Below are 18,711 nucleotides of genomic sequence, written 5' to 3'. Positions count from 1 at the left end.
TATTCCCGGCCCTTCGACAATCGTTGCATCTGAAAAGATGTGGCGTCTCAGGCATAATTGCGCGGTTAACCCTTCTGGCGCCGCACTTCCCCCTCCGGCGCCCCAAAGCTGGAAAACCCCCTATGACGCAGACGATTACGGTCATCCGCGGCGATGGCATCGGCCCGGAGATCATGGATGCCACCCTGCACGTGCTCGACACGATGCAACTCGGCCTGCAGTACGAAGAGGCCGACGCCGGTCTGGTCGCGCTGGAGAAGCATGGCGAACTGTTGCCGCAGGCGACGATGGATTCCATCCGCAAGAACCGCGTGGCCCTGAAGAGCCCGCTGACCACCCCGGTCGGTGAAGGCTTCAGCTCGATCAATGTCGAGTTGCGCAAGCGCTTCGACCTGTACGCCAACGTGCGTCCAGCCAAGAGCTTCCCGAACACCAAGACTCGCTTCGGCAGCGACGTCGACCTGATCACCGTGCGCGAGAACACCGAGGGTGCCTACATCGGTGAAGGCCAGGAATTGTCGGCCGATGGCGAGACCGCGGTGCTGACCCAGAAGGTCACCCGTCGCGGCTCCGAGCGCATCGTCCGCTACGCCTTCGACATGGCCCGCAAGATCGGGCGCAAGAAGGTCACCGTGGTGCACAAGGCCAACATCCTGAAGTCGACGTCGGGCTTGTTCCTGAAGACCGCGCGCAAGGTCGCCGAGGAGTATCCGGAGATCGAGTGCGAGGAGATGATCGTCGACGCCTGCTGCATGAGGCTGGTGATGTATCCCGAGTCGTTCGACGTGATCGTCACCACCAACCTGTTCGGCGACATCATCTCCGACCTGTGTGCCGGCCTGGTCGGCGGCCTGGGGCTGGCCCCGGGCGCCAACATCGGTTCCGATGCGGCGATCTTCGAGGCCGTTCACGGCACTGCGCCCGACATTGCGGGGCAGGGCAAGGCCAATCCCTGCGCGCTGCTGCTCGGCGCCGCGCAGATGCTCGACCACCTCGGCCTGCCGGACAAGGCAACCAGGCTGCGCGAGGCGATCGTCGCCACGCTGGAGGCCAAGGACTCGCTGACCCCGGACCTCGGCGGCAGCGGCAACACCATGTCCTTCGCCAAGGCGATCGCCAGCCGGGTCTGACCGGGCCATTGCCGGTCGCGATATGAGGGGGCGCCTTCGGGCGCCCTTTTCATTGGTTCTTCTCCCAAGTGAGGGGGAGCGCCTTCAGCGAAGGCGTGGACGCTGCCGTTTGCGTTCGATCGCCGGTTCTCGCCGCTGTCTGGCTTTCCCGACGCGACCTGCCGGCCTTGACGGCGAATGTCCCCCGGCCGCCACCGGTGGTGACGGCCTCCTCCTTGATTTCGCCGTCAAGGCCGGCAGGTCACGTCGGGATCGCGCGGCCACGCTGGAACGCGAAGCAGACCCTCCCTGGGAGTGTGCTTCTGGAAACACCGGTCATGTTGGAACGCCGGGGGCGAAGGCCCTTGGATGCGAATGTCCCCCGGCACCGGCCAGGGCCGGCGCCTCCGCCTTGATTTCGCACCCAAGGGCCTTCGCCCCCGGCGCCCCGGTCATCCAACAGACCCGGCGCTTTCCCCTCGATTGGGCAAAGAACCTTTTCATTGCGGACTCGCGTTCGGGGTGAACTGACGCTTTTCCGGAAGTGCCAGTGAGCCGTCCAGACGCCTGTGACCATGGCCGCAGGCCTCCCGGCGATGGCCGGAATGGGCAATGCCCCGTCCCGGCCCCCGATATCGACACCGCCCCGACCGTGCCGCAGAATGGCGCCGTTTATTCCTCTATTCGGATGAAAGGATGAAGAAGAGCGGCGTCACCCCGCGCGCCCCGTCCGTCCCAGCTCGGTAGCCCTGACCCCGCTGCTGCTGTTTCTGTTGCTGTTCTTCGGAGCCGGCATGTACTTCACCTGGCAGGGTGAAGAAATGGGCTTCTACCAGTTGCGCGCACCGGTCGCGGTGCTGCCCGCGCTGGCGCTTGGCGCCTGGCTGGCGTGGCGACGCGGCATCCGCCCGCTGGAAACGGTGCTGGCCGGCATGGGGCACCCCAATGTCATGCTCATGTGCCTGGTGTTCCTGCTGGCCGGCGCCTTCGCCACGGTGACCAAGGCGGTCGGCGCGGTGGATGCCGTGGTCGCGCTGGGCCTGGGCGCGCTGCCGGCTGCACTGATCCTGCCGGGCCTGTTCCTGGTCGCCGGTTTCATCGCCCTTGCCATCGGCACCTCGATGGGCACGATCGCGGCGGTCGTGCCCATCGCTTTGGGCGTCTCCGACGCCGCCGGGCTCGACGCCGGCCTGGTGCTCGGCGCGGTCGTCGGCGGCGCGATGTTCGGCGACAACCTGTCGATCATCTCCGACACCACCATCGCCGCGACCCGCAGCCAGGGCTGCCGGATGCACGACAAGTTCCGCGAGAACTTCAGGATCGCGCTGCCGGCCGCCATCGTCACCCTGGTCCTGCTGGCGGTGCTGGGCGACGTCGCACCGGTGCTGCCGCCCGACGACCCGGTCAGTCGCTGGCTGGTGCTGCCATACCTGGCGGTGCTGGGACTCGCGCTGGCCGGCATGAACGTGGTGCTGGTGCTCGGCATCGGCCTGGTGCTGGCCGGCGTGTTCGGCACCGTTGCCGGTGCGGGTTACGACGCCGTCAGTTTCGCAAGCGACATCTACACCGGCTTCGAGGGCATGGTCGAGATCACCCTGCTGGCCCTGCTGATCGGCGGCCTGGCTGCGTTGATCAAGGCCTGCGGCGGCCTCGACTGGCTGGCTGGCGCGATCGCCCGTTTCGCCCGCGGTCACAAGGGCCGCCGTGCCGGCGAGGCCAGCATCGCCGCGCTCGCCGCCGGCAGCGACGTGCTGACAGCCAACAACGTCGTCGCGATCCTGATCAGCGGCAGCCTGGCCAAGGACATCGCCGACCAGCACGGCATAAGCGGCCGCCGCAGCGCCAGCCTGCTCGACATCTTCTCCTGCGTGATGCAGGGCGTACTGCCCTATGGCGCGCAGATCCTGCTCGCCGGCTCGCTGGCCGGACTGTCTCCGCTGCTGATCGCTGGCAAGGTCTACTACTGCTGGCTGCTGGCGGCGGTCGCGATCGGCTTCATGATGTGGCCGGCACGCCGGGTGGGGCCGGTGTAGTTGCCGGTAGCCACCGCAAAGGATCGTTTTTTCTGATTACGTGATTGTTCGGGGGAAGCCGATGGCCATGGCTTTGCGGGACACGCCGTGAACCCATCCCTGGGGGCTCTTCCGAAACATCCATGTTTCGGAAGGTCCCGCAAAGCCATGACCACCGGCTTCTGGACACGTTGCTGGCGCCTGCAGGAAACCCACCCCCACCAAACCCCCAACCCACCGGGCGGCGACTCCTGTCGAAGCCGCCTTCCCCGGAAATCAAGAGAAGAACCAAAAAGAAAGGTTTTTCTCCCAAGTGAGGGGAGCGCGCCTTCAGCGAAGGCGTGGACGCTGCCGCTTGCGTTCGATCACCGGTTCTCGCCGCTGTCTGGCTGTCCCGACGCGACCTGCCGGCCTTGACGGCGGCCTCCTCCTTGATTTCGCCGGCAAGGCCGGCAGGCCACGTCGGATCGCGCGGCTAGACTGGAACGCGAAGCCGGCCCTCCCCGGGAGTCCGCTTCCAGGACCATCAGTCATGTCGGAACGCTGGGGCGAAGGCCCTTGGGTGCGAAATCAAGGAGGAGGCGCCGGCCCTGGCCGGCGCCGGGGGACATTCGCACCCAAGGGCCTTCGCCCCCGGCGCCTTGGTCATCCAGCAGACCTGGCGCTTCCCCTAGACCGGGAGAAGAACCAAAAGAAAGAGGCGCCCGCAAAGGCGCCCCTCCCAATGCAAAGCCGCGAACGGTCAATTGCGCGACTGCAGCTTCGCCAGCAGTCGCAGGAACTCGATGTACAGCCACACCAGCGTGACCAGCAGGCCGAACGCGCCGTACCACTCCATGTGCTTCGGCGCACCGCGCTCGACGCCGCTCTCGATGAAATCGAAGTCCAGCACCAGGTTCAGCGCCGCGATCACCACCACGAACAGGCTGAAGCCGATGCCGATGATTCCCGACTCATGGATCAGCGGGATGTCCGTGCCGAACATCCGCAGCACGATGCTCGCCAGGTAGACCAGCATGATGCCGCCGGTGGCCGCGACCACGCCGAGCTTGAAGTTTTCGGTCGCCCGGATCAGCCCCGAACGGTACGCGAACAGCAGCGCGAACAGGGTGCCGAAGGTCAGCAGCACCGCCTGCATCACGATGCCGTCGTAGAGGTGGTTGAACATCGCCGAGATCGCGCCGAGGAAGAAGCCCTCGACGATCGCGTACAGCGGCGCGGTAACCGGCGCCCATTCCTTCTTGAACACCGTGACCAGGGCCAGTACCAGCCCGCCGATCAGGCCACCCCACAGGTACGGCCCGGCGCCGACGGGGCCGGCCTCGGTGAACTGCACCTGGTTCCAGGCGAACGCTGCGGTGATCACGCACAACAGCAGCAGGATGCCGGTCTTGTTGACGGTTCCGTTGAGGGTCATCACCTCGCCTGGATTACGGACGACGGTGCCGCTGGCCAGGTCGAGGAAGGTGGATTCGGACAAAGCCGGGTTACCGCTGCGCATGTGCACTCCTTGGATTTGATGGTCGCGAACGATCCCGATTGCAGGGATTTGCAGGGCGATGCCGCGCCCTTCGGGCAGGAGCATACACGGCCCGGTTGGCATCCAGTCAGGTTCGGTCGAGCGATCGGTGCGCGGGTACGTTGACAGCGGGCGGCGTGGCACCCAAAATGTCCGGCCTTTCGAGGTGTTTGTTCACAACGAAAGGCCCGGCCTCGGGGCATAGCGCAGTCTGGTAGCGCATCTGCTTTGGGAGCAGAGGGTCGGGGGTTCGAATCCCTCTGCCCCGACCAGCCGCATGCAATGCCGGTTAAGATGCGAACCCAAGCGCTCGTAGCTCAACCGGATAGAGCACCGGCCTTCTAAGCCGGTGGTTGCAGGTTCGAGTCCTGCCGGGCGCGCCAGAAGGCAGGGGAGAGGGAAGGGAAGTGGGAAGAGAGTGAAAGGCAGGCCTTTATCTCTCCACTCGCTCCTCCATACTCTCCACGTAGATTTCAGTGGTGGATGTAGCTCAGTTGGTTAGAGTACTGGATTGTGATTCCAGTGGTCGGGGGTTCGAATCCCCTCATCCACCCCATTCTTCGCGGTGCGGGTATTTGCCACAGCGGATTCGTCTGCTATGATCCCGCTCCCGGATTTGGGCCGTTAGCTCAGTTGGTAGAGCAGTTGACTCTTAATCAATAGGTCCAAGGTTCGAATCCTTGACGGCCCACCAAATCGAAAGGCACCCGGTTCCGGCCGGGTGCCTTTTCTCTTTGCGTGGCGGTAAAGTGCCGCCGCCGGTTGTCGGATCGCGAAAGTGGCGGAATTGGTAGACGCCCTGGATTTAGGTTCCAGTGCCGCAAGGCGTGGGGGTTCGAGTCCCCCCTTTCGCACCAGTCCGGCGGCGTGCCGGCGCCCGGACCAGTGCCGGTTCCCCGATGGCTGAGACGGGACGCTGGCAACCGGGCGTCCAATGGGCGAAAATACTCCGTTCAGCCGTCGGCGCCAGCGCGGGTCGCGGTACCTGACAGACACAGACAACATCGTGCCGCGGCGGCCTGCCCCGGTAGCAGGAGTGGATATGCAAGTTTCGGTTGAATCCGTCGGTAACCTCGAGCGCCGCATGACCTTCAGCCTGCCGGTTGACCGGCTGGAGACCCAGGTGGGTGGTCGTCTGCGCGAAATCGCGCGTGGCGCCAAGATCAAGGGCTTCCGCCCGGGCAAGGTGCCTGCCAAGGTGATCGAGCAGCGCTTCGGTCAGCAGGTGCGTGCGGAGGTCCTCGATGGCCTGCTGCGCGAGGGCTTCCGCAATGCGGTGCGCGAGCAGTCGCTGCAGATCGCCGGCAACCCGAGCATCCAGCCGGTCGAAGGCAGTGACGAGCTGTCGTACGTGGCCACTTTCGAGGTCGTGCCCGAGTTCGGCGAGATCGACGTGGCCAAGCTCAACGTGATCCGCCACACCGCCGAGGTCGCCGACAGCGACATCGACGCGATGATCGAGAACCTGCGCCTGCAGCGCCGGACCTGGAACGTGGTCGAGCGCGCCGCCGCCGAGGGCGATGCGGTCGAGCTCGAGACCTGGTCGCAGGCCGGCGACGACCGCGTGCCGGCCGAAGGCGTCGAGCGCGGCGCCACCGTGGTCGGTTCCGGCGCGATGTTCCCGGCGATCGAGTCCGCCCTGGTCGGCCTGAAGGCCGGTGAGGAGAAGATCGCCGAGATCGAGTTCCCGGCCGAGTGGCGCTTGCCGCAGTTCGCCGGCCGCAAGGTCACCGTGCACCTGAAGGCGACCAAGGTGTCCGAGCCGGTGCTGCCGGAGGTCGACACGGCCTTCATCAAGAGCTTCGGCGTCAAGAGCGGCGACCTGGATCAGTTCCGGTCCGACATCCGCGCCAACCTGGAGCGCGAGCTCAAGGGTGCGTTGATGACCCGCCTGCGCCGTGAGGTCGGCGAGCAGCTGATCGCGTCCTACGCCGAGGTCGAAATGCCGCCGCGGCTGGTCGAGAACGAGGCTCGCAACATGGCCGCTCAGGCCGCCGAGCAGGCGCGCCGGCAGGGCCGCCAGATTGGCGAGATCCCGGCCGACGCCCACCTCGGTTTCATGGATGCCGCCCGCAAGCGCGTGCTGGTCGGCCTGCTGGTCGGCGAGATCGCGCGCCGCAACGAGCTCAAGCTCGACCCGGCCCGGCTCAACGAGACCCTGCGCCTGATCGCCTCGACCTACGAGGAGCCGCAGCAGGTGATCGACCTGTACCGCAACGATGCGGAGCTGATGAACAGCCTGCAGGCGCGGGTGATGGAGGAGCAGGTGATCGACTGGATCGCCGAGCGCGCCCAGCACACCGAGCAGTCGCTGGCGTTCAGCGAGGCCATTCGCCAGTAGTGGAAGCGGATGCCGGCCGGTGCCGGCAGCCCGATGGCCGGTCGGTATCGCGCCGCGCCGGCCGTCGCCGCCCTGCCGCAGCAGAAGCTGACACTTGCGCCGCGATGCAATTGGCCCCAACTTGGGGACATCCCCACCACAATCCCCACAGGTGCCCCTGCTGATGGACCCCATGCTGATGGATAACAGGATCAAAGCCCTCAACCTCGTGCCGATGGTGGTCGAGCAGACCAGCCGCGGTGAGCGCGCGTATGACATCTATTCGCGTCTGCTGAAGGAGCGGGTGATCTTCCTGGTCGGTGGCGTCGACGACCATGTGGCCAACCTGATCGTCGCCCAGATGCTGTTCCTCGAGGCCGAGAACCCCGAGAAGGACATCAGCTTCTACATCAACTCCCCGGGTGGCATCGTCACCGCGGGCATGGCGATCTACGACACCATGCAGTACATCAAGCCCGACGTGAGCACGATCTGCGTCGGCCAGGCCGCCTCGATGGGGGCGCTGCTGCTCGCCGCGGGCGCCAAGGGCAAGCGCTATGCGCTGCCCAACTCGCGGGTGATGATCCACCAGCCGTTGGGCGGCTTCCAGGGCCAGGCGACCGACATCGACATCCACGCACGCGAGATCCTCGGCATGCGCCAGCGCCTGAACGAGATCCTGTCCAAGCACACCGGACAGCCGCTGGAAACCATCGCCCACGACACCGAACGCGACAACTTCAAGGGTGCCGAGGCGGCCCGCGAGTACGGCCTGGTCGACCAGGTGCTGGAGCGGCGCCCGGACGATTCGATCCAGGCGGCCTGACCGGGCGCGCGAATCGGATCCGCAAGTTTTTGATTTTCAACCCTTTTAACCCAGCGATCCGGCCCGGCTGACGGGCCGGATCGCTGTGCTATTCTCGGATCGTATCCGCGGCCCCGGCTGGCCGGAGGCGGTTCAAGGCACACGCAATATGAGTCAGGCAAGAGCATGAGCGACGACCGACAGGGCCGACCCCCTACCGACAGCAGCAAGATCCTGTATTGCTCGTTCTGCGGGAAGAGCCAGCATGAGGTCCGCAAACTGATCGCGGGCCCCAGCGTTTTCATCTGCGATGAATGCGTCGAACTGTGCAACGACATCATCCGCGAGGAGCTCGAGGAGAAGGCGCAGTCGGCCCGCAGCCATCTGCCCAAGCCGAAGGAGATCCTCGAGGTCCTCGACCAGTACGTGATCGGCCAGCAGCGGGCGAAGAAGACCCTCGCCGTCGCGGTCTACAACCATTACAAGCGGATCGAGAGCCGCCAGCGCAATGACGACGTCGAGCTGGCCAAGTCCAACATCCTGCTGGTCGGCCCGACCGGCTCGGGCAAGACGCTGCTGGCGGAGACGCTGGCGCGGATGCTCAACGTGCCGTTCACCATGGCCGATGCGACCACGCTGACCGAAGCCGGTTATGTCGGCGAGGACGTCGAGAACATCATCCAGAAGCTGCTGCAGAAGTGCGACTACGACGTCGACAAGGCGCAGCAGGGCATCGTCTACATCGACGAGATCGACAAGATCTCGCGCAAGAGCGACAACCCGTCGATCACCCGCGACGTGTCGGGCGAGGGCGTGCAGCAGGCGCTGCTGAAGCTGATCGAGGGCACCGTCGCAAGCGTGCCGCCGCAAGGCGGGCGCAAGCACCCGCAGCAGGAGTTCCTGCAGGTCGACACTCGCAACATCCTGTTCGTCGTCGGCGGCGCGTTCGCCGGTCTGGACAAGATCATCCAGCAGCGCAGCACCGAGGCCGGCGGGATTGGCTTCGGCGCCAAGGTCAAGAGCTCCGAGCGCAAGATCGAGATCGGCAAGATCCTGGCCGAGGTCGAGCCCGAGGACCTGATCAAGTTCGGGCTGATACCCGAGTTCGTTGGCCGCTTGCCGGTGGTCGCGACCCTGGAGGAGCTGGACGAGGCAGCGCTGGTGCAGATCCTGACCGAGCCGAAGAACGCGATCACCAAGCAGTTCCGCAAGCTCTTCGAGATGGAAGGCGTGGAGCTGGAGTTCCGCCCCGACGCGCTGACCGCGATCGCGCGCAAGGCGCTCAAGCGCAAGACCGGTGCGCGCGGCCTGCGCACCATCGTGGAGTCGGTGCTGCTGGACACGATGTACGACCTGCCGTCGCAGGAGAACGTGAGCAAGGTGGTGGTGGACGAATCGGTGATCGACCACAAGTCGGAGCCGTACCTGATCTACCAGACCCCGCCGGCCACGCAGAAGGTCGCATCCGCCGACTGACCGGCCACGCTGCTGCCCACAACGCCGCCTCGAAACAGGCGGCGTTTTTTCTGGCTCTTCCCCAAGCCCGGGGGCTTCGCGCTCCCCGCACAGGCGCCGCTCCTGGAGCCGGGCTGGATCCCGGACCGTAGCCCATGAATGTCGTCGAAGGAACTGATTTCACAGGCATTTCCTGCCCGTGCCTTCTGGTGCGTGAAATGCGCGCTTGCATCTGTCCGCGCAGACCCCCATAACCGTTGCGAAGGGCCGCAGGCCCATGGCCACCGCACATTGCCGCCTGCGGCGACCGCATCCGTTTGGAGACCCCCCCATGACCGATTCCCCTGACCGCGAGTACACCGAACGCGAACCGATCGAACTGCCGGTGCTGCCGCTGCGCGACGTCGTCGTGTTCCCGCATATGGTCATCCCGCTGTTCGTCGGCCGCGACAAATCGATCCGCGCGCTCGACGTGGCGATGGAAGCCGACAAGCGCATCCTGCTGGTCGCACAGAAGTCGGCCGAGACCGATGATCCGGGTGCCGATGACCTTTACGCCACCGGCACCCTGGCGCAGATCCTGCAACTGCTGAAATTGCCCGATGGCACCATCAAGGTGCTGGTCGAGGGGGTGGCGCGGGTTGGCGTCAGTACATTGGCCGAGCACGAAGGCCTGTTGACGGGCCAAGCCGAGGTGGTCGAGCCGGTGTTCGACCGCGAGGAGCGCGAACTGGAGGCCATCAGCCGCTCACTGATGGGTCTGTTCGAGCAGTATGTGAAGACCAACCGCAAGTTGCCACCCGAGCTGATCCAGACCCTGTCGGGTATCGATGAGCCTGGCCGTCTGGCCGACACCATCGCCGCGCATCTGGGCGTGCGCCTGAGCGACAAGCAGAAACTGCTGGAAACCCACGGCATCGGCGAGCGGCTGGAACAGCTGGTTGGCCTGGTTGACGGCGAGATCGACGTGCAACAGCTGGAGAAGCGCATCCGCGGCCGGGTCAAGTCGCAGATGGAGAAGAGCCAGCGCGAGTACTACCTCAACGAGCAGATGAAGGCGATCCAGAAGGAGCTCGGCGAGATCGACGACGCGCCCAACGACGTCGATGACCTGACCCGCAGGATCGCCGAGGCCGGCATGCCCAAGCCGGTCGAGGCCAAGGCCAAGGCCGAACTCAACAAGCTCAAGCAGATGTCGCCGATGTCGGCCGAGGCGGCGGTGGTGCGCAACTACCTCGACTGGCTGCTCGGCGTGCCGTGGAAGAAGCGCAGCAAGGTGCGCAAGGACCTCAAGGCCGCGCAGGACGTGCTCGACGCCGATCACTTCGGGCTGGAAAAGGTCAAGGAGCGCATCCTCGAATACCTCGCCGTGCAGACCCGGGTGAAACAGATGAAGGGCCCGATCCTGTGCCTGGTCGGCCCGCCGGGCGTGGGCAAGACCTCGCTTGGCCAGTCCATCGCCCGGGCGACGCATCGCAAGTTCGTGCGGATGTCGCTCGGCGGCGTGCGCGACGAGGCCGAGATCCGCGGCCATCGCCGCACCTACGTCGGCTCGATGCCGGGCCGGATCGTGCAGAACCTCAACAAGGCCGGCACGAAGAACCCGCTGTTCATGCTCGACGAGATCGACAAGATGTCGATGGATTTCCGCGGCGACCCGTCATCGGCATTGCTCGAAGTGCTCGACCCCGAGCAGAACAATTCCTTCAACGACCATTACCTCGAGGTCGACCTGGACCTGTCCGAGGTGATGTTCATCGCCACCTCCAACTCGCTCAACATCCCCGGTCCGCTGCTCGATCGCATGGAGGTCATCCGCATCCCGGGCTACACCGAGGAGGAGAAGCTCAACATCGCGATGCGCTACCTGGTCCCGAAGCAGATCAAGGCCAACGGCCTGCGCGAAGGCGAGCTGAAGGTGGCGGAAGCGGCGGTGCGCGACATCGTGCGCTATTACACCCGTGAATCGGGCGTGCGCGGCCTGGAGCGGGAGATCGCCAAGATCTGCCGGAAGGTAGTCAAGGAGATCGCATTGGCTGGGCCTGCGCCGAAGAAGGGTGCGGCAAAGAAGGGGGCCATCAATGTCGCCTCGAAGAACCTCGACAAGTATCTCGGTGTGCGCCGCTACGACTTCGGCCGCGCCGAGGAGCAGAACGAGATCGGCCTGGTCACCGGCCTGGCCTGGACCGAGGTTGGCGGCGAGCTGCTTCAGATCGAATCGACCCTGGTGCCGGGCAAGGGCCAGCTGCTGCTGACCGGACACCTCGGCGACGTGATGAAGGAATCGGCCTCGGCGGCACTGTCGGTGGTGCGCGCGCGTACCGAAAGCCTTGGCATCGACCTCGACTTCCTGCAAAAGCACGACGTCCACGTGCACGTGCCCGAAGGCGCGACCCCGAAGGACGGACCGAGCGCCGGCATCGCGATGGCGACCTCGCTGGTGTCGATGCTGACCCGTAACCCGGTGCGTGCCGACGTGGCGATGACCGGCGAGATCACCCTGCGTGGTCGTGTGCTGCCGATTGGCGGACTCAAGGAGAAGTTGCTGGCGGCGTTGCGCGGCGGCATTACCACCGTGATCATTCCCGACGAGAACCGCAAGGACCTCGTCGACCTGCCCAGGAGCGTGACCCAGGGCATCGACATCAAGCCGGTGAAGTGGATCGACGAAGTGCTGGAAATCGCGCTCGAGCGCCCGGTTTCACCGGTGCCGGTATCGGGTCCTGGCGAGCTGCCGGCGCGTGGACAGGATGATGACGCGCCGCATGCAAGTATCAAGCACTAGAAGTCAAGTGCAGGGAGGGGCCACTTTCCAGAATCGTCGCCAACCCGGCGAAACTGGCTGAAACCCGCGTCACAGCAGGGTTTCAGCCTTGCTGGGTTGCGGGGGCGCTGGTATAACGATCACAACCTCGCCTATCGCGGGCCTGCTTGAAGCAAGTACGCTGCGATGCGTGGTCATATCGGCTGGAGTCGGTTCCGGGCAGTGAGGTCCAGGATCGAAGTCCTCCGGTCTTCAGAACAAGGCGGCGAAGTCCGCAAAGGGAGTCAAAACGAATGAACAAGGCTGAGCTTATTGAGGCCGTTGCTGGTGCGGCCGATCTGTCCAAGACCGATGCCGCTTCTGCCGTCGACGCGTTCGTCAGCGTCGTTACCAAGGCGCTCAAGAAGGGCGACACCGTGACCCTGGTCGGCTTCGGTACCTTCCAGGTCCGCAAGCGCGCCGCCCGCACGGGCCGTAACCCGAAGACCGGCGAGACGATCAAGATCAAGGCTTCGAAGAATCCCGCATTCAAGGCTGGCAAAGCACTGAAGGATGCAGTAAACTAACGAGCTCGGCCGGCGGTGCTGTACAGACATTGGTCTGGCGCCGCCGGAGGTCGCACCGGGTGCTTAGCTCAGTGGTAGAGCGTCTCCCTTACAAGGAGAGGGTCGGGGGTTCGAAACCCTCAGCACCCACCAGGCATCCCGGCGCAAGCCCGGCTCGCGAAGCCGGATGCGCCAAGGTGTGACGAATGGTTTCAAGGTGCGGAGCGGTAGTTCAGCTGGTTAGAATGCTGGCCTGTCACGCCGGAGGTCGCGGGTTCGAGTCCCGTCCGCTCCGCCAGATACACCCGAAGGCGCCTTCGCGGCGCCTTTGAATTTTTAGTGAAAGCCCTTGTTTCCCGTATCGCGGCAGCAAGGGCACACAGCAAGGTTTCAAGACGTGGAGCGGTAGTTCAGCTGGTTAGAATGCTGGCCTGTCACGCCGGAGGTCGCGGGTTCGAGTCCCGTCCGCTCCGCCACTCTTGCCAACGGTCGTCCGGGTTGCCCGGGCGGCCGTTTTTTTTTGCTCCTTTTTCCCCTCTCGTGGCGGGATGGCTTTCGTGTCGCGGCTTTTCTCGGTCGAGGAGATGGCATCTCCACCATTGCAGCAACACCGGCAAAGGCGCGCTAAACTGTCCGGCTTCCGCATCGACGTAACCCGAACATGCTGCAGACACTCCGCGAAAAATCCTCCGGCCTGCTGGGTACCGTGGTCCTGGTCATCCTGATTGTGCCTTTGGCCCTGTTCGGCATCGACCAATACCTGGTCCAGCCGGGCAACAACACCGTGGCCCGCGTCGAGGCACCACCGTCGTGGTGGTCGTCGGCGCCGTCATGGTGGCCGGCCTCGATGTTGTGGCAGAGCGAGGAGATCACTGTCGACGATTTCCGGACCCGCTTCGATCAGGTTCGCCAGCAGACCCGTGAACAGCAGGGGGATGCTTTCGATCCGCGCGTGTTCGAGGGCCAGGACAACAAGCGTCTGGTGCTGCAGGCATTGATCGATCAGCGCGTGCAGCAATTGGCGGCAAGCGGTGCCGGCGTGGTGGTCGGCGACGAAATGGTCCGCAAGACCATCCGTGAGATCCCGGCGTTCCACGTCGATGGCGAATTCAATACCGAGCGCTATCAGCTCGCGCTGGCATCGCAGTTTCCACCCCAGTCGCCCAAGCAATTCCAGCAGACCGTGCGCGAGAACCTGCAGCAGACTCTGGTGCCGGTCGCGCTGTCCGGGAGCAACTTCGTTACCGGTTCCGAGCTGCAGCGCCTGGTCCGGTTGATGGGCGAGCGCCGCGATGTGCACATGCTGTTCCTGCCGCTGCCCGAGCAGGAGGTTGAGGCGGTTGGCGATGCCGAGGTGCAGGCCTGGTATCAGTCGCATATCGCCGATTTCCGTGCTCCCGAGACGGTGACGCTGGAGTACGTCGAAGTCGACGCGAGCGATGTTCCGGCGCCGCCGGCTGCCGACGAGGCCGCCCTGCGCGCGCGTTACGAGGCGGAGAAGTCCCGCTTTGCGACCCAGGAAGAACGCCTGGCCTCGCATATCCTGATCGAGGTCGATGCCGATGCCGACCAGGCCACGCAGCAGGCCGCGCAGGAGAAGGCCGCCGCACTGGCGGTCCAGGCGCGAGCCGAGGGCGCGGACTTCGCTGCGTTGGCGCGCGAAAGCAGTGATGATATCGGCTCCAGCGATGCTGGCGGAGACCTGGGCTGGGTCAGCCGCGGCATGATGGTCGGCCCGTTCGAGCAGGCGTTGTTCGCGATGACATTGAATGGCGACGCGGCGGGCGTGAGCGACCCGGTCAGGACCGACTTCGGCTGGCACGTGATCCAGTTGCGCGAGATCAAGGCCGATGATGTCGAGTCGTTCGAGCAGGTGCGCGACGCACTGGTGCGGGAACAGGCCGAACTCGATCGTGAGCGGGCCGTCAACGAACTGATGACCCGCGCTGTGGATCAGGTCTACAAGAATCCGAACAATCTAGGCGGCGTGGCGACCACGACCGGGCTGGAGGTGCAGACGCTGGGTCCGGTTACCCGTGCCAGCAACTCCGGCATCATGGCCCATGCTGCGGTCAAGCGTGTCGCCTTCGACGAGGTCCGCATCCAGGACGGCACCATCAGCGATCCGATCGAGATCGGCCCCGGGCATCATGTGCTGCTCCGGGTTGCCAAGCATGAACCCGAGCGTGCGCGGCCATTGGACGAAGTGCGTGACGACGTCGTTGCCGCGATCCAGGCCGACCGCACGCAGAAGGCGGCCAAGGCGCGCGCCGAGGCGCTGCTGGCCCGGCTCGGCAAGGGCGAGACCCTGGAAGCGATTGCGGAGGCCGAAGGTCTGCCGGCACCGCAGCCCATGCCGGGCGTGATGCGCGGCATGCCGCTGCCTGATATCGCGGTCAACCAGGCGATGTTCGCGGCTGCGCCCCCGAAGGACGACAAGCCGACCCCGGGCATGGCCGAACTGCCCGGCGGCAACGTGGTGCTGTTCACCATCGACGCGGTGGAGCCGGGCGACATCGACACGATCAGCGAGTTCGAGCGCACGACGCTGGAAGAGCAGTTGCGGCAGGTGGCCGGCTTCGAGGACGTCCAAGCCTACACGGCCGCACTACGCAAGTCGATGCAGGTGACGGTGTTCGAAGAGAACCTGTAGGCCTGCATTGAAGGATGGCAATGAAAAAACCCGGCGATTGCCGGGTTTTTTAATGGCTCTTCTCCCAAGTGACGGAGAGCTTGCCTTCAGCGAAGGCGCTGCCGCTTGCGTTCGATGCCGGTTTTCGCCGCTGTCTGGCTGTCCCGACGCGACCTGCCGGCCTTGACGGCGAATGTCCCCCGGCCGCCGCCCATGGCGGCGGCCTCCTCCTTGATTTCGCCGTCAAGGCCGGCAGGCCACGTCGGATCGCGCGGTCAAGCTGGAACGCGAAGCCGTCCTCCCCGGGATTCCGTGTCTGGAATCACCGGCCATGTGGGAACTCCGGGGGCAAAGGCCCTTGGGTGCGAAATCAAGGAGGAGGCGCCGGCCCTGGCCGGTGCCGGGGGACATTCGCATCCAAGGGCCTTTGCCCCCGGCGTCCATGTCATCCAACAGACTTGGCGCTTTCCTCTCGATTGGGTGAAGAGCCATAAAAAACCCCGGCAATTGCCGGGGTTCTTCATTGCCTGCGGAACGCGGTCTTATTCGCTTTCGATCCCGGTCATGCCGAGGATGTTGTAGCCCGAATCGACGTAGGTGATCTCGCCGGTGATACCCGAAGCCAGATCCGAGCACAGGAAGGCGGCGACGTTGCCGACGTTTTCGATGGTGACGGTGCGACGCAGCGGCGCGTTCTCCTCGACATGGCCGAGGATCTTGCGGAAGCCGGCGATACCGGACGCGGCCAGGGTCCTGATCGGGCCGGCCGAGATCGCGTTGACGCGGGTACCTTCGGGGCCGAGGTTGTAGGCCAGATAGCGCACGCTGGCCTCCAGGCTGGCCTTGGCCACGCCCATCAGGTTGTAGCCGGCCAGCGCGCGTTCGGCACCGAGGTAGCTAAGGGTCAGTATCGCGCCATTGCGGCCCTGCATCAGCGGGCGTGCGGCCTTGGCCAACGCCGACAGCGAGTAGGCGGAGATGTCGTGGGCGAGGGCGAAGTTCTCGCGGGTCAGGCCGTCGAGGTACTGGCCGGCGATCGCTTCGCGCGGGGCGAAGGCCATCGCGTGGACGACGATGTCCAGGCCGTCCCAGCGCTTGCCCAGCTCATCGAAGCACGCTTCGATCTGCGCGTCGTCGGTGACGTCCAGCGGCAGCACGATGTCGCTGCCTTGCCCTTGCTGGCGATATTCGGCGGCGGCCTTCTCGACCCGGGTCCTGAGCTTGTCGTTCTGGTAGGTGAAGGCCAATTCGGCACCTTCGCGGTGCATGGCCTCGGCGATACCGCTGGCGATCGAACGCTCGCTGGCGATGCCGGTGATCAGGGCGCGCTTGCCTTGCAGGAAACCCATGGATACTCCCTCGGTGGCGGGTTGGACCGCAGGTGCGGTCAGCAAAGCGCCAAGTCTAGCGGCCGCGCCGTCATTCGGCACCCGACGGTAGCGGATCGATCATCAGTTGTTGTCCCGGTCGAAGCACGCTGCGGGTGGTCAGGCCGTTGAGCCTGAGCAGTTCGGGCACGCGCAGGCCATAGCGGCGGGCGATCAGCCACGGATTCTCGCCACGGGCGACGGTGTGACGCTGTGGCCGTTGCGCGGCGGCCGCGGCCATCTGGACCGAGGCGTCGGCCACGGTGGTGGTGGGCGTGCGGTCATCGGCGGCGGCGAGCATGTCGGCACTCGTGGCAGTGGCCAGAAGGAAGGCCTGCCCGCTGCCCTGCCGGATATGGCCGCCGGCATGGGCCGGGTTGAGCCGCTTCAGGCGGGCCGGGCTCTGTCCCGAGCGCCGCGCGAACTCGTCGATGCTGCCCACGCCGGCGGGTACCGGCACGGCTTCGAGCTGCGGCACCGGGCGCTCCAGTGCCTGCAGCCAGGCTTCGTCGTCGGCGGCGTCGAGCATCAGGCAGGACAGTGCGTGGATCTTGCGCACGTAGGCCTGGGTGATCGCCGGCATGCCGGGCAGTTGCTCGGGCTGGGCGTCGCGCGCGGCGAGGCCGGCCTTGCGCAGCGCGCCGAACACCCGGTATTCGCCGGCGTTGTAGGCCATCACCGCCAGTCGCCAGTCACCGGCGAACATGCCGTGCAGGGTCTTGAGGTAACGCACCGCGGCGCGGGTCGAATCGACAGGCGACAGGCGGCCGTCGTACTGGGCGCTGATCGGCACCTTGTGGTTGCGGGCGGTGACCTGGACCATCTGCCACATGCCGACCGGGCCGGCCGGACTGCGCGCTCCGGGCTTGTAGCCACTCTCGATGAAGGGAATCAGCGCGTACTCGGTGGGCAGGTGCGATTCGCGCAGGGCGTCGACCACGTAGCCGAACAGCGGCAGCAGGCCATCGTCTGCTGCGGCCAGTTGATCCGGAGCGTGGGCGAAGTGGCGGGTCCAGCGGGCGCTGGTGCCGGTTTCGCAATCGGAGGTGTCGAGACCGTCGCGGAAGCTTTCGAAGATTTCGCGGCCGTCGCGGGTGCCGGCTGGCGGGGAGGCGGGCGCGACCGCGTCGTCGGGGCCAATGACGGCCGCCTCGATCGCGGGCTCGCTGCTGGTGTCGCCGGTCCCGGCGATGGCGGTCGCGGCCAGCATCGTCGCCAGTGCCGCAGCCAGGCCGGTTATCGCGGACCGGCCCCGTTTGCTGCCGCTCATGCGGCGAATCCGTCTTTCCAGCGCCGCAATTCGGCGAAGGTCTCCACCGCGTCGCGCAGTGGGCGTCCCAACCGGTCTGCAACGGCGTCGATCACGCCGGGCTGGTCGCAGCGAAGGAACGGGTTGCAGGCGCGCTCGCTGTCCAGCGTGCTCGGCAGGCTGGGATGTCCGGACTGGCGCATGGTTGTGGCCTCCTCGATGCGGCGCAACAGCGCCGGATTGTCGGGTTCCACCGCCCGTGCGAAGGCGGCGTTGGAAAGTGTGTATTCGTGTCCGCAACAGACTCGGGTGGCGCCGGGCAGGGCGGCCAGGCGTTGCAGCGAGCGGTGCATCTGATCCGGCGTACCTTCGAACAGCCGGCCACAGCCCAGGCTGAACAAGGTGTCGCCGCAGAACAGCCATTGATCTCCGTCCAGCGTGAGATGAAAGGCGATATGGCTGAGGGTGTGGCCCGGCACCTCCATGACCGAAGTCGGGATGCCGAGCGGTTCGAGCCGGTCGCCCTCGCCGACGGTGCGGGTCGGGAAGGGGATGCGGGTGTCGTCGGGCGCGTGGACGGGCAGCTTGGGCCAGCGTTCGAGCAGCTCGGCCGTGCCGTCGATATGGTCGTAATGGTGGTGGGTCAGCAGGATCGCGGCCGGCTTCAACCCTTCCGCAGCGGCGGCGAAGACCGGCGCCGACTCACCCGGGTCGACGACGATGGCATTGCCGTCCGCGTCGGACAGGGTCCAGATGTAGTTGTCCTGGCGCGAGGGCAGGGCCCGTAATCGCATGGTGACGCTCCCGGTCGGATCGCGCGGATCGTTTCTGGCACGGCAGGTCTGACGGGCCAGGTCTGGCAGGCCAAGTCTGGCAGAATCGGTTCTGGCTGAATGTCAGCCGCCTGACTGCAGACCCGCCGGCCGGACCAAGT

At 65.7% G+C, this 18,711-nt stretch carries 12 protein-coding genes and 8 tRNA genes; 16 read left to right on the top strand and 4 right to left on the bottom strand.

Features of this window, described 5'->3' with window-relative positions; genetic code table 11:
• The first annotated feature begins 122 nt into the window (after positions 1-122).
• Together FKV23_RS11075 and FKV23_RS11070 are read left to right on the top strand one after the other, a co-directional pair.
• Positions 123-1,130: an isocitrate dehydrogenase gene (locus tag FKV23_RS11075; protein WP_141623892.1), complete on the top strand. Its 1,008-nt coding sequence runs from the start codon at positions 123-125 to the stop codon at positions 1,128-1,130.
• 773 nt (positions 1,131-1,903) lie between these two features.
• Complete coding sequence (locus FKV23_RS11070; protein WP_141623891.1) at positions 1,904-3,142, top strand: Na+/H+ antiporter NhaC family protein; 1,239 nt, start codon at positions 1,904-1,906, stop codon at positions 3,140-3,142.
• A gap of 721 nt (positions 3,143-3,863) precedes the next feature.
• Here FKV23_RS11070 and FKV23_RS11065 read toward each other — a convergent pair.
• Positions 3,864-4,622 (bottom strand): Bax inhibitor-1/YccA family protein, encoded by a 759-nt coding sequence (locus tag FKV23_RS11065; RefSeq protein ID WP_141623890.1) that lies wholly within the window; start codon positions 4,620-4,622, stop codon positions 3,864-3,866.
• 213 nt (positions 4,623-4,835) lie between these two features.
• On the opposite strand from FKV23_RS11065, the gene FKV23_RS11060 reads away from it, so the two are divergent.
• The 14 genes from FKV23_RS11060 (at position 4,836) to FKV23_RS10995 (ending at position 15,182) form a co-directional block, all read left to right on the top strand.
• A tRNA-Pro gene (locus tag FKV23_RS11060) sits at positions 4,836-4,912 on the top strand.
• A 34-nt stretch (positions 4,913-4,946) separates the two neighbouring features.
• Positions 4,947-5,023: transfer RNA gene (locus FKV23_RS11055), tRNA-Arg, on the top strand.
• A 96-nt stretch (positions 5,024-5,119) separates the two neighbouring features.
• Positions 5,120-5,196, top strand: a tRNA-His gene (locus FKV23_RS11050).
• Positions 5,197-5,258: 62 nt separating this feature from the next.
• Positions 5,259-5,334, top strand: a tRNA-Lys gene (locus FKV23_RS11045).
• Positions 5,335-5,412: 78 nt separating this feature from the next.
• Positions 5,413-5,497, top strand: a tRNA-Leu gene (locus tag FKV23_RS11040).
• 185 nt (positions 5,498-5,682) lie between these two features.
• Entirely contained in the window at positions 5,683-6,981 is a 1,299-nt protein-coding gene (gene tig / locus FKV23_RS11035; protein ID WP_141623889.1) for a trigger factor, read from the top strand.
• Positions 6,982-7,159: 178 nt separating this feature from the next.
• Positions 7,160-7,786: an ATP-dependent Clp endopeptidase proteolytic subunit ClpP gene (gene clpP, locus FKV23_RS11030; protein ID WP_141623888.1), complete on the top strand. Its 627-nt coding sequence runs from the start codon at positions 7,160-7,162 to the stop codon at positions 7,784-7,786.
• Between the two features lie 165 nt (positions 7,787-7,951).
• Positions 7,952-9,241 (top strand): ATP-dependent Clp protease ATP-binding subunit ClpX, encoded by a 1,290-nt coding sequence (clpX, locus tag FKV23_RS11025; protein ID WP_141623887.1) that lies wholly within the window; start codon positions 7,952-7,954, stop codon positions 9,239-9,241.
• 310 nt (positions 9,242-9,551) lie between these two features.
• Positions 9,552-12,005, top strand: coding sequence for an endopeptidase La (lon, locus tag FKV23_RS11020; protein ID WP_141623886.1), 2,454 nt, complete (start codon positions 9,552-9,554; stop codon positions 12,003-12,005).
• A 272-nt stretch (positions 12,006-12,277) separates the two neighbouring features.
• Positions 12,278-12,550, top strand: coding sequence for an HU family DNA-binding protein (locus FKV23_RS11015; RefSeq protein ID WP_141623885.1), 273 nt, complete (start codon positions 12,278-12,280; stop codon positions 12,548-12,550).
• Positions 12,551-12,607: 57 nt separating this feature from the next.
• Positions 12,608-12,682, top strand: a tRNA-Val gene (locus tag FKV23_RS11010).
• A gap of 68 nt (positions 12,683-12,750) precedes the next feature.
• Positions 12,751-12,827: transfer RNA gene (locus tag FKV23_RS11005), tRNA-Asp, on the top strand.
• Positions 12,828-12,928: 101 nt separating this feature from the next.
• A tRNA-Asp gene (locus FKV23_RS11000) sits at positions 12,929-13,005 on the top strand.
• 185 nt (positions 13,006-13,190) lie between these two features.
• Positions 13,191-15,182, top strand: coding sequence for a peptidyl-prolyl cis-trans isomerase (locus FKV23_RS10995; protein ID WP_141623884.1), 1,992 nt, complete (start codon positions 13,191-13,193; stop codon positions 15,180-15,182).
• A 521-nt stretch (positions 15,183-15,703) separates the two neighbouring features.
• On the opposite strand, the gene FKV23_RS10990 is transcribed toward FKV23_RS10995, so the two are convergent.
• The 3 genes from FKV23_RS10990 to gloB all read right to left on the bottom strand — a co-directional run bounded on the left by FKV23_RS10990 (position 15,704) and on the right by gloB (position 18,571).
• A complete protein-coding gene (locus FKV23_RS10990; protein ID WP_141623883.1) occupies positions 15,704-16,510 on the bottom strand; it encodes an enoyl-ACP reductase FabI in 807 nt (268 codons plus the stop codon).
• 70 nt (positions 16,511-16,580) lie between these two features.
• The gene (locus FKV23_RS10985) at positions 16,581-17,798 is read right to left on the bottom strand and encodes a lytic transglycosylase domain-containing protein (protein WP_141623882.1); all 1,218 of its coding nucleotides are present in this window, start codon (positions 17,796-17,798) and stop codon (positions 16,581-16,583) included.
• Positions 17,795-18,571 (bottom strand): hydroxyacylglutathione hydrolase, encoded by a 777-nt coding sequence (gene gloB / locus FKV23_RS10980; protein ID WP_141623881.1) that lies wholly within the window; start codon positions 18,569-18,571, stop codon positions 17,795-17,797. The genes FKV23_RS10985 and gloB overlap by 4 nt, the downstream gene beginning before the upstream one ends.
• Positions 18,572-18,711 lie beyond the last annotated feature (140 nt).

The organism is Lysobacter alkalisoli, from assembly GCF_006547045.1.
Classification (GTDB): domain Bacteria; phylum Pseudomonadota; class Gammaproteobacteria; order Xanthomonadales; family Xanthomonadaceae; genus Marilutibacter; species Marilutibacter alkalisoli.
This window is presented reverse-complemented; position numbering and strand designations above follow the sequence as displayed.